Genomic DNA, 14,821 nt, shown 5'->3' with positions numbered 1-14,821 from the left:
GGAGATGAAAGGCAGTGGCCCGCGTTAAACCGGCCAGTTCGGGGCGGCCCGGCACTTCGCAGCAGACGTTCCAGAAGCCGCCTGCCGGCATTCTCCTCATCACCATGAGCCACTCGAACCCGCATCAGCGCTCCGGCGCCATGCTCTGCAGCTGCCACAGCGTGCGAAACTGACCCGGCGCCTCCCGCAGCGCTCGTGGCGGACCGTCCTGAATCAGTTGCCCGCCTTCCAGAACCAGTACCCGGTCAAAACCGGCAATCGTCGACAACCGATGTGCCACCGCCAGCACCGTGCGCCCGCGCATCAGGTCGGCCAGGGCCCGCTGGATGATCGCTTCGGAATCGGAGTCCAGCGCCGAGGTGGCTTCGTCAAGAATCAGGATGGGTGCGTCCTTCAGAAACGCGCGAGCCAGGCCAAGGCGCTGCCGTTGTCCACCCGACAACATGACACCGCGCTCCCCAACTTGCGTTCGGTAACCCTGGGGCAGTGCGCGGATGAATTCATCGCAATAGGCCTGGCGCGCAGCGGCGACGATTTGCTCCTCGCTGGCGTCGGGCAGGCCATAACCAATGTTTTCCAGCACGGTGCGGTTGAACAGCGCCGGCTCTTGCGGAACCACCGCAATTTGCCGACGCAGGCTGTCCTGGCTGACCGAGCGGATGTCGCGTCCGTCGATGAGGATCGCGCCGTTGCCCACATCATCAAGACGCTGCAGCAGGCTGATCAGCGTGGACTTTCCAGATCCAGACGCACCGACGATGCCGACGCTCTGCCCGGCAGGAATGTCCACGCCCAGGTGATTGAATACCTGCACGCCGCCGGGGTAGGTGTAGCCGACGTCCACAAGTTGAATATGCCCGCGGGGTGGCGCCAGTTCCTCGGGAGCATCGCTGAGCGCATGGGGCTGGGCGATGATGTTCAGGGTTTCCGCGATCACGCCCATTTGCTGCGATGTGTCCACCAGCGCCAGGGCCAGGTCCCGCGATCCGTGCAGAATACGGAATGTCAGGGCGCTGACCATCACCACATCCCCGGGCGTGATCTGCGCATCCAGCCATAACGAGATCGCCCAGCCGAGCATGGCACCCGCCATGATCGACAGGCAGATGTCGTGCAGCACCCGCGCCTTCTCCAGGTAGATCCAGCTGCGCCGTTGCGCCCGCGCTTCCACGCCGATTTCCCGCTCCAGCCGGGCGCGCTCGCGATCCCGTCCCGAGAACGCCTTGATGGTCCAGACGTTGGACACCAGGTCGACGATCTCACCGCCCACCCGCGCCGATTGCGAAGCAAAATCGATGTGCCGCGTCCGCCCGCGAATGCCGATCACGGTGATCAGCGCAGCGACCATGAACACGCAGACAATCAGTGCGAAGGCCATCGACAAGCGCACGGTGCACAGCACAATCACCGCGCCGACGAAATCCACGCAGGGCGGGATGATCTTCCACGCCAGACCGCCGTAGATCGAGCCCGCCGCCGCACCCGCCGAAGACACCCGGTTGGCCAGTGCTCCGGCAAAATGCTGGGTGAAGTAACGCATGGGGTGGCCGGTCAGGTGCGTGAACAGGTCGATGCGCAAATCGGCGCAACTGCCGACCACGGTGCGACAGCCCAGCCAGCCACCGAGGCGCCAGAACACGTTCTCCATGACGATCAGGGCGATAAACAGGGTGAACGGCCGCCAGACGTGCGCCACGTGTTCCCTGCCGGCGGCCATGGCGTCGACCAGCAGCTTCATGCCGTACTGCACCGCCACCGCGCATCCGGCGGCGCCCACGACCAGCAACAGCATGATGAAGAAATGCCACGGCCGAACCCGAACGTAACGCCAGAGAAAGGCGATGGGCGTCAACGGCAGCGGCTGCCGGCGCCAGTGGTCATTTTTCATGGGCGAGTCCGGCGGATTCCCGAATCGGGGTGCGCTGGGCACGGACCATCATGTGTTGCTGCAGCGCCTGTGCCTGTAGATGCATCGGGTGGAAAGGTGCCCGATTGCCTTCGCCGTCGGGATAACCGAACAGGCCCGTCGGGCAGTAGCGACCGTCGTCCCACCCGGGATAATCGAGAAACGGATACCAGCACACGCCCTCCATGGGCACGCCCCGGTCCATCGCCAACAGAGACTGCTCTACGACGTAGTTGAACCACGGCACCCGCTCTTCGTCTTCGCACCCGGTCTCCGAGAGCAGAACGGGTCGCTGGTAACGGTGGTGCAACTCCTTGAGCATGCCGGCCAGAGGGCGATAATCCGGGCTGCCCCGCGGGATCATGCCGCCGCCGAACACCCACTGGTTATGCGGGTAAAAATTGGCACCGAGGATGTCCAGGTACTTCTCGTGCCCGCCCAGCCCCGGCCATTGCCGCCCGGTGAGCATGTCCCATGCCTCGAACTGCGCCATCCGATGGCGTTCAGCGTTTTCATGGTCCTCCCCGCGCTTCGAACCGGAGACCACGTGGATCACCGGATCGCACTGAATGAATCGCGCGGAGGGGATCACATCCCGCACCGCCTCGATGGCGGCGATGCTCGCCCTCACCAACTGGTGTTTGAGTTCAAGGCCCCGCCCGTGGGCGCCCGGGTTGAAGTATCCGACGTCGCCCCCTGCCCAGCTCCAGAACGACATCTCGTTGATCGGCGCATAGAACGGAATCTCTGCGCCCTCCTCCCGCATCAGCGCTGCGGCAGCACCGGCGAAACGCGCGAAACGGTCGACGAACTCGGGGCGCCAGATGTCCAGGTCGTCCGGATAGCCGTAATGGCAAAGGTCCCAGACCACCTGAATGCCTCGCTCCCGCGCCGCTCGCAACATCGGCAGAAAACTGCTCCAGTCGTAGTGCCCTGGCCGCGATTCGATCAAGTGCCAGCGCAGGCCGTCGCGGGCGCAACCGATCCCCAGGCCGGCGAGCTGCGCATAGTCGTTGGAAGCCCAGCGCGCATGACCGGTTGCGTCGGCCAGGTCCAGACGCTTGCCATCGCGACGGCGCTGGCTCGAGCACTCGTAACCCGCCATCAGAAAACTCTTGAACAGTGCCGCATTGCCGTCAGCGCCGTGGGTGTCATCCCAACGGCGCTGAGGGGCGGTCATGACGCTTGCGCTCCGACGGGCTCGGCTGTCACGGCGTGGCCCTCTTCGATGCGCTGGTACAACGCCAACGCCTGACCGACCACCTGATCCATGTTGTAGTACTTGTAGGTGCCCAGCCGTCCGAGGAAGGTGACGTTCGCCGTTTCGTCCGCCAGCGCCTTGTAGCGCTTGTACAGCTCGGCGTTCTCCGGGCGCGGCACCGGGTAGTACGGATCGCCGTCGTCGCAGGGAAACTCGTAGCTGATGCTGGTCAGCGGGTGGGTCTGACCGGTCAGGTGCTTGTACTCGGTAATGCGTGTGTAGGGCACGCTCTGGTCCGGAAAATTGACCACCGCCACCGGCTGGTATTCGGCTTGCTGGACGGTTTCGTGCTGGAAGCGCAGCGAGCGGTACGGCAAATGACCGAAGCGAAACTCGTAGTACTCATCGATCGGCCCGCAGTAAATCAGGTGACGGTGGGCAGTCGACTCGCGCACGGCCTTGAAATCGGTGTCCAGCAGGATGTCGATGTTCGGGTGATCGAGCATCTGCTCGAACATCCGCGTGTAGCCATCGCGGGGCATCATCTGGAAGGCATCGGTGAAGTAGCGATCGTCTTCTGTGGTGCGGGTGGGAATGCGCGACGTCACTGATTTGTCCAGATCACTTGGGTCCAGGCCCCACTGTTTGCGCGTGTAGCCTTGGAAGAATTTCTCGTACAGCTCGCGACCGATCTGATTGATGACCACGTCTTCCGAAGTATGAATGGCCGATACCGGCTCGGCTCGTTCGGCGAGAAACACCTCGGCCTCTTCCGGCGTCATCGACAATCCGTACAACGTGTTGAGGGTGGTCAGGTTGATCGGAATCGGCACCAAATGCTCATCGACCTGAGCCAGCACGCGGTGCTCATACAGGCGCCATTCGGTGAATTGCGAGAGGTAGTCAACGATGCGCTGAGCGTTGGTGTGAAAGATGTGCGGGCCATAGCGATGGACCATGACCCCGGCGGCATCAAGATGGTCGTAGGCGTTGCCGCCGATGTGTTCGCGGCGATCTATTAGCAAGACCTTTTTGCCCAACCCTGCGGCGAGGCGCTCGGCGATCACACTGCCGGCAAAACCGGCGCCGACGATGAGGTAGTCATAACCGCCTTTCGATGAGGGCGACGACGCATTGATGGCCTGTTCAAGGGTTACCTGAGGCATTCGATCTGCTCCTTCATGAAGCGGCTGGTGGTGTCCCACGACATGCCGTCGAGGGCGGCGTCGGCGCTCTGCAGAAATTCCGCCGAGCCCTTCAGGCCCAGGGCAGCATCGATGGCGGCCACGAACGCACCGGCAGTGTCGGCGATGGTCACGGCGCCGCTCTGGCCGTAGCCGCGGATGACGTCATGGATTGGCGTTGACACCACCGGACAGCCCCCGCCAGATACTCTGGCGTCTTGGTCGGGCTGATGAACCGCGTGGATTCATTGATCGCGAACGGCATCAATGCGACGTCCCAGCCGGCCAGGTACGCGGGCAGCTCGTCGTAGCTTTTGCCGCCGAGGTAGTGAATGTTGGGCAGCTGCGGCAACGTTGCCGGATCGATTTTCACCACCGGCCCGATCAACACGATCTGCCAGTCAGGGCGCAGGGTGGCGAGCTTTTCGACGAGCTCGATATCGAAGCGCTCGTCAATGACGCCAAAAAGCCCATGCGAGGATGGGCAATGTCGGCCTGATCGCCAGGATCGGCGAGGCCATCGCGGGCAGCGGCGAAATGCGCGATGTCGACACTGCTCGGCACCGGGTGGGCGTTGTCGTGTTGCCGCTGCTTGACCTCCCACAGGCTGTAGCCGCCGGTAAACACCACGTCGGCACGGGCCATCAGCTCGCGTTCCATGTCGACCAGTCGCACTGGCGCACCGCGGAACGCCGAAAGCTCGTCCATGCAGTCGAAGATCGTCACGTTGCCTTTCAGATGGTCGGTGAACGCCAGGCTCATGGGCGTCAGGTACCACAGCAACAGCTCCGCGTCGCCCCGCGCCAGCAGCATCTCGTCCAGCAGTTGACGCTGGGCCTCGGCAATCTGTTCTTCGCTCAGACCGTGGGCCAGTCGCGGCACGATGACTTCAATGCCCGGTGCCGGCTGCGAGTGATCCAGACGTGGCGTAGCGCGGTCTTCAGCCAGGTCTTCAAACACAGGCTCTTCAAAAAGATCACGTCGTAATCGCGGGCCAGACGCGACATCACATGCTGAGGCCGCTGATAAACGAAGCCCCAGCGCAGGTGCGAGAGGCACAACAGCGTCGGGCGCGTTCGTTGGGTGGGCTGCAGCGGATTGTCGATGGCGACGGCGGATAACGAGTCGGGCTGTTCGGCAAGATTCATGGCGACTTCCTTTCTGAAAGGGACTGGCTGAAGGCCTGAACTTCCTTGGCTTCAACATCGAAGAGCGCGCGGCAGTCAGTGACTGATTGCGCGACTCATGAAGCTTGGAAGGCTGCGCCGCTTCGGCCGTTCAGCGTAGCCGCGCGATTACCGATGAACAGCATGTACCGGTGGATCATCGTGTTTGAACTCCGCGCGGTCGGTGTGCCCATAACTTGGACAGACACAGGTTTGCGTCGGCTGATTTCAGCCCGCCATGCCCATCGCAGGATGCCCGGCCACATGTCGCCGGGGTGCGTTCGAGGGATTGCAGATGATTTTGATAACCGGCGGTGCAGGCTACATCGGCGCACACGTGGCGCTGGAATTGATGAACCAGGGCGATGACGTGTTGATCCTGGATAATCTTTGCAACAGCTACCGCTCGACCCTTGATCGCATCGCCACCCTGACGGGCCGCCGCCCCGGATTCGTGCTCGGCGACGTGCGCAATCGCGCCCTGCTCGACACGATTTTTGCCGATTACCCCATCGAAGCCGTTATCCACTGCGCAGGTTTGAAAGCCGTGGGCGAGAGCGTCCGCGAGCCGCTGCGTTATTACGACACCAACGTCGGCGGCACTGTGACGCTGTGTCAGGCCATGGCCCACGCCGGGGTGTTCACGCTGTTGTTCAGTTCATCAGCGACGGTGTACGGGGATTGCTTGAAGATGCCCATCGACGAGACCTGCGCCACCGGGCAGCCGACCAATCCGTATGGTCAGTCCAAGCTGATGGCCGAGAATGTGATGAAGAGCATGGTCTGTTCGGACGAGCGCTGGTCGGTGGGTTTGCTGCGCTATTTCAATCCGATCGGCGCGCATAGGTCGGGGTTGCTGGGCGAGGCGCCCACCAGTACGCCGAATAATCTGTTGCCGTATTTGTTGCAGGTGGCCAGCGGGCAGCGCGCGGCACTGAGTGTGTTCGGGCGTGATTACGAGACGCCGGACGGTACGGGGGTGCGTGATTACATTCATGTGGTGGATCTGGCCGAGGGGCACGTGAAGGCGCTGGATGCGCTGCGCCATCAGCATGGTGTGCATGTCTGGAACCTGGGCACGGGGCTGGGCTATTCGGTGCTGGAGGTGGTGCGGGCGTTCGAGAAGGTCTCGGGGATTTCGGTGCCGCTGGTGTTTGAGGGACGCCGCGCCGGGGACATTGCGCGGTGCTGGGCGGATCCTGAGAAAGCGCTGAGCGAGTTGGGCTGGAGCGCGCGGCGGTCGCTGGAGCGGATGTTGGCGGATGCCTGGCGGTGGGAGTGCCATTTGCACGAGGCCGAAGCGGTGCCGCTCGTTAGCTGACGCTTTGGGTCAAGCTCAAGAGCGTCGGCAAACCAAGAGCAAGAGCGTCGGCCTAACGGCCTCGGGTTTCGCCTTCGGCGAGTTACTTGGAAAAGCACCCCAAGTAACCAAGGGTGCTTGCTCCTGGTTGGGCCCTTCGTTCCTCAGGGTTCCTTCACTTCGGTCTCGCTCCGTGGGCCCGCGCCGAACGGGCATCCATGCCCTGACGGCGCTCTCGCCGCATCCATGCGGCTCGGCCCACTCCGCGAAACCTGCGTTCAGCCTGCACCCAAGTCGCGATTGGCGGTGACTGGACCTTCTGTGTATGAAGATCAAAAGCAGATCAACGGCTTCCCGGCTGAAGCCGGTCCCACTGACCGCATGAGATGCTTATAGTGGGACCGGCTTTAGCCGGGAATGCGCACGTATGAACACCCTCTTATTTCACTGCCTTACGCTGACTTCCAAGTCACCGAAATGTGAGGGGACTGATTTATTTACAGCGCTTCACCGTAAATCAATCTGTCCCCGGCTCGTGAAGCGCATCTGACTCACGCCGGCTTCCACGTCACGGCATCGATACCCAATCGCTCGGCCTTGGGCTTGGACAGTTTGATGGCTCTGTCGCTCCGGTATTTGGGGATGTCGGCCACGCCAGCGTCGACTGCAGCCCAGTGCCACGCCTCAGCGTTGTCCATTTGCTTGGCGCACACGTAGAACCATCGTGGCTTGCCATGGAAAAGGTATTCGATGCGGTAGTGTTGGGTATGTTGCATGGTCTTGATCTCGTTCACAGGATCGGTTTCGTGGTTTGGTTTCCATTGTGGGTGGACGACTGACTCACCGCAGGGGGGTTAACGCTGCAGACTAGGGATCCGCCTGGGGCGCGACGGATCGACTATTGGTGCCAGGAGGCGAAGGTTTGCCCGGCTGCATGACGTGGCCGCGACCGGTAGGGTCTGCCAACTGCACTGCATCGCCGTGCTGCCAGGCATCGGCGCCCTTGAGCACCGGCTGGACCTGTATGTCCGCGCGTTCCGAGCGTTTCTTTTCGGTATCGATGGCCATGCGGCGGTTGCGCTGCTCAACCATGGCAGGGTCTGCCTGGCCGTCGGCGGTAAAGCCCATCATCAATTGCGGGACGCCCAATGGCAGGCGCTTGTCCTGATCGGTGTGCCAGGTGTGCCAAGTTTTGCCATAGGTATTGGCAAGCTTGGCCATCAACGCGTGTTCGGCACTGGCCGGAATACCCGGCGCCACCAGTTGCCCCGACTTCACTTCGTGGGCGTGGCTGTGCCAGAGGCGCTTCTCGCCCTCGGGCAGCTGATTGAACAAGTCAGCGCTGATGATGTACTCGACGCCCATCAACTTGGCGTCTCGCACGTTGCCATCGTAAATCACACACTGAATGAACTCTTCGCTGAGCACCGAGCAGTAGTGATGGGCTTCCATTTGCACATCGGGATGACCGTTATAGAAATGAAAGCCATCCAGATAGGCATTCAGAGCCTCGACGGGCGGACGCGACTGCAAGGTGGCGGCGCCTGCATCGAGAACGCTGAGGGTTGCACTGGTTGGCTTGCCGGGACTCGGCACACTTGAGCGAGTGTCATCACCTGCGCAACCGGTTAACACCAGGCCGGCCAGTGCCGCCGATAGTGCCAGCCTCGGGCTGACCCGGGCTGCATTACTCACCAATACCCGTTCAGGGAATAACCGCATGGGAAGTCTCCATAGCTGAGGCCTCAGGCTTTCAAGGGCGGCTTCGTGCCGCGTTATAACTGGGCGGTAAACCCATTGAATCGAGGAGCTGCTTAAAAGCCGGCGCAGACAATGCGCCGGTAAAGGATGGACCGGCCGACAATCGCGGATGTTCAGCTTAAATTTCAAGATTGGAGACGAGCGGCTAATAACGAGTACCGACCCCTTAGTGCGAGTTATTCAACTAACAATGCATCCATAACGCGAGCGGGTGTGAATCATTCATTTGGATAGGGGCAAAGTACCGTCAACTAGTGCTCCACGCCACTCATCCGCCATTTATCAAACCGTCTCAACGATTAAACATTGAAGCGCATCGGATTAGTTGTCCGTCGGATATACCGGGCGCCATCTCATTAGTTGATATCGGAGAGCCATCATGACAACCGCCAACAAAAATCCGGCAATTTTGCCAATGATCGTGAGAAGGCCTCTCAGGCCGGGAGAAAAGGCGGCCAGGCGTCCGGGGGCAACTTCGCCAACGACCGCGTCAAGGCCTCCGAAGCGGGGAAAAAGGCGGCCAGAACAGCCATGGCGGAGGTCGTCGATCATCTGTCGATTAAGTAGCGTGACCTGCCTGAAGGGCGGTCCCGCCGCCCTACTCGCTACCGGTCATTCCGTCGTCCGCCTGTGACCCCAAGCCAAGGTACGGTAGTTACGCGTTCTCTCCCCTGCAATACGCTCAGCCTGATCGCGCCCTCGGACGAGCCCCTGCTCGACGGTCCAGTCAGAGGCTGGAAGTCTTTCTACCGCTTCGACCACTCTTTCGCCGTCCGCAGCATAAACGCACACCAGTACTTCAACGGCCTCTTCATGGGCACGTGCACGAACTTCCAGCTGACAGCCGTTTTCCGCCGCCTCACTGTACGACTCGTCGTCGGCCGTTAGTTGCACCCACTGCTGATAAACACCACCACGATCAAACATGAAAAGCTCCCTGGTTCGGCTGTAAATGAGTGTTGATACTTATTAAAACCCGATGACCCTTCCTGTACCTGACCGCTGCATGAGCTGGCAGCGGCACGCTGAAGGACTGCCGTCACTTCCAGCCCAACTGCTTCTGGATATCACGGCGATAAGGGGTGTCGATCTGGGCCGGTACTTGGCGGATGTAATCCCGGGCATGTTCGAGTTTCTCCCCGTCAGGCTTCGCAGGTACGCAACAGCGTCCTCGCTCGTCGGCAAATGCCCCTCGCTGTGAAGGCGCGGCGGGAGTGCTGTCCAGACCAGCGCATCGACCTGGCGCTCCCTCGCCCAATGAGCCAGCGGGCCCGTTGAAGACCCATGCGCCCGATACACGCCGATACCGTCTTCGCGTTGTGCCGGGATCTGCTCACGCTCACGCAGCGCACTGCACGCCTGCTCAAGTGATTCGGTGGCCAGGACCGTCCACAAGACCCGGCATGGCGGTGCGTTGAGACAGATTGCAGTGGCCAGCTCACCGCCGTCACCTATCCGCGAGAATTCGACTGGCAAAGCCGGCCCATCCATGAACCACTCACTGGCGACCGGCAGTGCGTCCGGCTTCCATATCAATGAGCCCCAACCCAGACAGGCAATCACCATTGCTTTTGCATCCTTCCCAAGGTTTGCACGACGTTTATTACGGCAGACTTTCAGGCCCGCCACGCGCCCGTGCGTTACGCATGCCCTGTTGGGCACGGCATCGCTGAAAAAGGTCAGTTTTTCGCAGTCGGCCGGCGCGGGTGACCGCTTATTCCCTGCGCCTCCCGATGCCGATGAACTCTGCCAGGAGGCTGTCCATCCATTCCTTACACTCACAGCGACCCCATGCCGGGTGGCCAATCGCCCGGCGTCTCAACCGCTGCGCTGGCTATAGAAACCAACCCCGCCGCCGATATCCTCTGACAGTCATCACGTTCTGCAGCGCTGCAAGTTGTGGGGTTCGCCGTTTTTTCTTATTGCACGCGTTAGGTTCCTAGTCATGAAATTCCCGTCTTTAGATCGATTGAAAGCGCTGGTCTGCGTCCAGCAGGACAACACCCGTCTGATGGAAGCGCAATACATCGCGCTGTCCAGACAGCTGCCCATGATGTATGTGATTCTGCTGATCAACACCCTCGCCCTCGCGGCCACCCATTACGGCATAGCTCCGAAGTGGCTGACGGTTTACATCCCGTTGCTGTTGACCCTGATAGGCGGCCTGAGGGCAGTGCTCTGGTGGCAGAGCCGTGGTCAGCCCATCACCTCCGAGCAGATCTTCAAAAAACTGACGCGCACCAATCAGCTCACGGTGTTCATCGCGTTCGGCTTCACGATCTGGGCGCTGCTGCTGTTTCCCTACGGCGATACGTACACCAAGTCCCATGTGGCCTTCTACATGGCGATTACGGTCATCGTCTGCATCTTCTGCCTGATGCACCTGCCGTCCTCGGCGATGATGACCACGGCGGTGGTCAACATCGCCTTCGTAGCGTTCTTTGCCAGCGCCGGCAACGCCACGTACACCGCCATGGCCGCCAACGTGTTTCTCGTTTCGCTGGCGATGATCGTGGTTCTGCAGAATCACTACGGCGAGTTCACCCGGCTGGTGAACATGCAGATCCGCACAGAGAAGCTCAGCGACGACAACCAGCGACTGGCCAACGAAGACAGCCTGACCGGCCTGCCCAACCGACGACAGTTTTTCGCCTTGCTCGACCGTGAACTCGACCACGCGCGGCAGGACGAAACGAAGCTGGCCGTGGGGATGATCGACCTGGACGGCTTCAAACCGATCAATGACTCCTACGGCCACGGCGTGGGAGACAAACTGCTGCGTCAGGTCGGCCAGCGCCTGCGCGCGTTTGCCAGTGAGCAGCTGCACGTGGCCCGGCTGGGCGGCGACGAGTTCGGCCTGATCATCGTCAGGGCCGACGATCAAAACGAACTGATCAAACAAGGCCAGTCACTCTGCCGCACGATGCGCCAGCCCTTCACCATTGGCGATATTCAGGTCAGCATCAGCGCATCCATGGGACTTGTCGTGTTTCCGGACCTGGCGAGCACCTCGACCGAAGCTTATGAATTCGCTGACTACGCGCTCTACACCAGCAAGCGGGAAACACCCGGCGAGCTGTGTATCTTTTCCGCCAGCCAGCATCAGCGTCTCAAACGCGACGTGCTGACCGAGCAGGGCCTGCGCCAGGCCGACGTCGCCGAGGAGTTCACCCTGGTGTTTCAGCCCATCGTCGACATCCGCACCTCGCGCACGGTGGGGTTCGAAGCGCTGGCCCGATGGGTGAGTCCGAAGCTGGGCAGCGTCGCCCCGGGGCATTTCATCGGCGTGGCCGAGCGGATTGGCCTGATCAACCGGCTGACGCCGGTGCTGCTGGAAAAAGCCCTGCACGCGGCGCAGTTATGGCCGGCCGATATCAGGCTCGCGTTCAATTTGTCGGCCCACGATTGCTCGTCCATGGACGCCGTTGAACAACTGATCACCGTCATCCGCCAGAGCGGGTTCGACGCCACGCGGCTGGATCTGGAAATCACCGAAACCGCCGTTATCAAGGACCTCGTGCAAGCGCAGAGGTCCATCAACGCGTTCCGTGAACTCGGCTGCGGTATTTCTCTGGACGACTTCGGCACCGGCTACTCAAGCCTGAGCCAGCTTCACGCCCTGCCGTTGACCAAGCTGAAAATCGACCGCTCGTTCATCACCGACATTCACCAGAACGCCGCGAGCTTCAAGATCGTCAAATCACTGTTGGCGCTGAGCCAGGACATGGACCTGCAGTGCGTCAGCGAGGGCGTCGAGACCGAAGCGGGACTGCAGGCGTTGCGGACCCTGGGCTGCACGCTGGTTCAGGGCTACCTGTTTTCGCGACCGATGCCCCTTGAGCAGACCCTGCAGTGGGTCGGTTCGCCGGGGGTGCCTGCAGTGGCGGTGGTTCTGTGAAGGGCAGCGGCGTTCATTGCCGCTGACAGAATGGCTACCCACATTGCTGATCAGGCGCTGTGCTGGACTTTCATCATGGCCAGGCCGATGAAGCGTCGGGAGTCTTCCTGAAAATCTCGCACCTGGGCGGCGAACTGCTCTTCGCGGACGTCCAGGTGGCGAGTGCTGAAACAGGTGGCCACGTCGGCGATGACCTGCGTCGTGTCGTTGAGGGTCTGGTGCAGCGTGACCAGGATTCCCACCGCGTTACGGTTTGAAATGATGACGTCGCGGTTACTGCTGATCAGTGCCCTGTTCGGAGACGACTGATCTTCGGCGTCAAGTCCGTTCACCGAGCCTATCAGGCTGTTACCGGAAAACAGATAGTGCATATCGACGCCGGCGTCGCAAACGCGCTGGAGATAGTCGGCTTTAGGTGATCGATGGCCACTTTCGTAATGACCTTGAGCGTTAGGTTCGACGCCACCAATTCTGGCGAACGCGATTTGCGTCAGGCCTAACCGTTTGCGTTCTTTTCTCAAACGCGTGCCAAGCTGTTCCATGAGCAAACTCCTGCTGAATTCACGCCACGCGATGGACCGGTGGGTGCAATGGGGGCTGGAGTGCGAGCTTCCTGGGTTAGCGAAATAGCCTCGTACAGGGGGACTCGCCACCTTACAGCGTTTGCAACATGAGTGAACAAGTATTTGGCTGGCGTCCCACTGTACGTTTTTCGAACTCCCACCTCCCCCGATCTCCCGTTGCCAGATTAAAACAAAGGTATCTCTACGCGCGTTCTTGCATCCAGGTGAATGTGGGTTGCTGGATTGACCAAACCCCCGGCGCCATTATTACTCCTCTACTCATCAACCCAGTAGATAGCAAACGTTTTCCCCCATACGGAGGCTTTTGCGCAAACGCCCCGACGACCGGTAGATCGCCATCTAACTCAATAAAAATCCCTATATTTCAATGACCTGTAAATTAGAAAATTCTATAAATAGATAAACGTCAAACTATTTTCCATTGATATTGAGGGGTTCCATTCTAAATTACTGGCAAACGGCTTTCATTGTAAGAAACAAAGTTGCGCCTGATTAGCTAGGTCAGGCGGCTGGTATGACACGCCATTAAACGCGTTGTTGTAGTGCTAAAAGCGAAGAAAAGGACTGTCAGAATGGACAATATTGTTGTCGCCAATAAAGCAACCTCCGAACTCACTGCCAAAGCCTGGGGAAATCTGTCACTCGATACGCCGTCAGTTGTTCAAATGCCCGTTCCTCCCAGCCAAGTGTCCTCGGTCTCCCGCAATGGGCAAGATCTGGTAGTGAACTTGAAGAATGGCGAACAGATCAAAGTCGCCAACTTCTTCAACACCGCGCCTGAAGGCCCCAACAACGACATGGTGTTCCAGGGTGAAGACGGCACCCTTTGGCAAGCCCAATACGACACTCAGTCCTTCAACGGTTTTACCTTCGACGAAGTCAACTCCCTGGATGAACTCATCGCAGACGCCGGCGTGGTCGGCGGGTCAACGCCTACGTTTGCGATCGCCGGGCTCGGGCTGTTGGGCGCCGGCGGTGCAGCGGCAGCGGCAGGCGGCGTTGCGGGTGGCGGCGGCGGGGGCGGCGGTGGAAACGCCGCAGACACTTCGGCACCCGTGGCCCCGGGCAACCTGCTCGTCAGTGCGGACGGCACGTTACTCACCGGCACCAGTGAGGCCGGCGCAACCATCCAGGTTCGAAACACCGCCGGCACCCTGCTGGGCAGCGGTGTCGTGGCACCTGACGGCACGTTCAGTGTGACGCTGAACCCGCCGCAAACCAGTGGGCAGCCTCTGGCAGTGAGCGCCACCGACGCCGCGGGCAACGTGTCCCCTTCCACTCAGGCACCAACGCCCGATACCGACGGCGGGACACCCCCGGGCCCAGACACGACACCTCCAGCTGCGCCGGCCAACCTGGCGGTCAACCCCACCGGCGACCGGTTGACCGGTTCCGGCGAAGTCGGCGCGACCATTCAGGTGCGTGCCGCCGATGGCTCTTTGCTGGGCACCGGCATCGTCGCAGCCGATGGCACCTTCAGCCTTACCCTGAGTCCGCCGCAAACCGATGGTCAGTCGCTGACCGTGAGCGCGGTCGACGCCGCCGGCAATGTCTCCCCCTGCTCAAGCGCTGGCGCCAGACATCGACGTCACCCCACCGGTCGACACCACCGCGCCCAACGCACCGGGCAACCTTGTGGTGAGCGCCGACGGTACGCGCGTCACCGGTTCGGGCGAAATCGGAGCGACCATTCAAGTTCGCGCCGCCGACGGCACCTTGCTGGGCAGCGGCATCGTCGCGGCAGACGGCACTTTCAGCCTCACGCTAAGCCCGGCGCAAACCGATGGTCAGTCGCTGACTGTGAGCGCGGTCGACGCCGCC

The 14,821-nt window shown here is 61.0% G+C and carries 8 protein-coding genes and 5 pseudogenes; 5 read left to right on the top strand and 8 right to left on the bottom strand.

The genetic code is table 11. The features are described 5' to 3' along the window. Positions 1-124 precede the first annotated feature (124 nt). The 4 genes and pseudogenes from JN403_RS16550 to JN403_RS16535 all read right to left on the bottom strand — a co-directional run bounded on the left by JN403_RS16550 (position 125) and on the right by JN403_RS16535 (position 5,439). Entirely contained in the window at positions 125-1,888 is a 1,764-nt protein-coding gene (locus JN403_RS16550) for an ABC transporter ATP-binding protein (protein WP_205483277.1), read from the bottom strand. Next, entirely contained in the window at positions 1,878-3,086 is a 1,209-nt protein-coding gene (locus JN403_RS16545; RefSeq protein WP_205483276.1) for a family 1 glycosylhydrolase, read from the bottom strand. Before JN403_RS16545 ends, JN403_RS16550 begins: the two co-directional genes overlap by 11 nt. After that, positions 3,083-4,273: a UDP-galactopyranose mutase gene (gene glf, locus JN403_RS16540; RefSeq protein WP_205483275.1), complete on the bottom strand. Its 1,191-nt coding sequence runs from the start codon at positions 4,271-4,273 to the stop codon at positions 3,083-3,085. The genes JN403_RS16545 and glf overlap by 4 nt, the downstream gene beginning before the upstream one ends. Continuing rightward, positions 4,261-5,439: pseudogene (locus tag JN403_RS16535) on the bottom strand (glycosyltransferase family 1 protein). Before JN403_RS16535 ends, glf begins: the two are co-directional and overlap by 13 nt. Before the next feature lie 313 nt (positions 5,440-5,752). Between JN403_RS16535 and galE the strand changes: the two are divergent. Next, positions 5,753-6,778: a UDP-glucose 4-epimerase GalE gene (galE, locus tag JN403_RS16530; RefSeq protein WP_205483274.1), complete on the top strand. Its 1,026-nt coding sequence runs from the start codon at positions 5,753-5,755 to the stop codon at positions 6,776-6,778. A 530-nt stretch (positions 6,779-7,308) separates the two neighbouring features. Here galE and JN403_RS16525 read toward each other — a convergent pair. Together JN403_RS16525 and JN403_RS16520 are read right to left on the bottom strand one after the other, a co-directional pair. Beyond that, a complete protein-coding gene (locus tag JN403_RS16525) occupies positions 7,309-7,533 on the bottom strand; it encodes a DUF6555 family protein (protein ID WP_122536317.1) in 225 nt (74 codons plus the stop codon). Between the two features lie 91 nt (positions 7,534-7,624). Beyond that, positions 7,625-8,479: an OBAP family protein gene (locus tag JN403_RS16520; protein ID WP_205483273.1), complete on the bottom strand. Its 855-nt coding sequence runs from the start codon at positions 8,477-8,479 to the stop codon at positions 7,625-7,627. Between the two features lie 444 nt (positions 8,480-8,923). Between JN403_RS16520 and JN403_RS16515 the strand changes: the two are divergent. Continuing rightward, positions 8,924-9,081, top strand: a pseudogene (locus tag JN403_RS16515) (general stress protein); the annotation flags it as partial. 49 nt (positions 9,082-9,130) lie between these two features. Here JN403_RS16515 and JN403_RS16510 read toward each other — a convergent pair. Further along, on the bottom strand, positions 9,131-9,445 hold the full coding sequence (locus tag JN403_RS16510; RefSeq protein ID WP_205483271.1) for a hypothetical protein: 315 nt from the start codon (positions 9,443-9,445) through the stop codon (positions 9,131-9,133). Positions 9,446-10,463: 1,018 nt separating this feature from the next. On the opposite strand from JN403_RS16510, the gene JN403_RS16505 reads away from it, so the two are divergent. Continuing rightward, positions 10,464-12,416, top strand: a complete 1,953-nt coding sequence (locus JN403_RS16505) for an EAL domain-containing protein (RefSeq protein WP_205483269.1) — start codon at positions 10,464-10,466, stop codon at positions 12,414-12,416. 350 nt (positions 12,417-12,766) lie between these two features. Here the strand turns inward: JN403_RS16505 and JN403_RS25560 are convergent. Continuing rightward, positions 12,767-12,958: pseudogene (locus JN403_RS25560) on the bottom strand (helix-turn-helix transcriptional regulator); the annotation flags it as partial. Positions 12,959-13,572: 614 nt separating this feature from the next. On the opposite strand from JN403_RS25560, the pseudogene JN403_RS16495 reads away from it, so the two are divergent. Continuing rightward, positions 13,573-14,505: pseudogene (locus JN403_RS16495) on the top strand (Ig-like domain-containing protein); the annotation flags it as partial. Positions 14,506-14,548: 43 nt separating this feature from the next. After that, positions 14,549-14,782 (top strand): annotated as a pseudogene (locus tag JN403_RS25555) (Ig-like domain-containing protein); the annotation flags it as partial. Positions 14,783-14,821 lie beyond the last annotated feature (39 nt).

The sequence above is a fragment of the Pseudomonas sp. 15A4 genome (genome assembly GCF_016925575.1).
Taxonomy (GTDB): Bacteria; Pseudomonadota; Gammaproteobacteria; order Pseudomonadales; family Pseudomonadaceae; genus Aquipseudomonas.
Note: the sequence above shows the minus strand (reverse complement) of the source record. Positions and strands in the feature narration are given on the sequence as shown.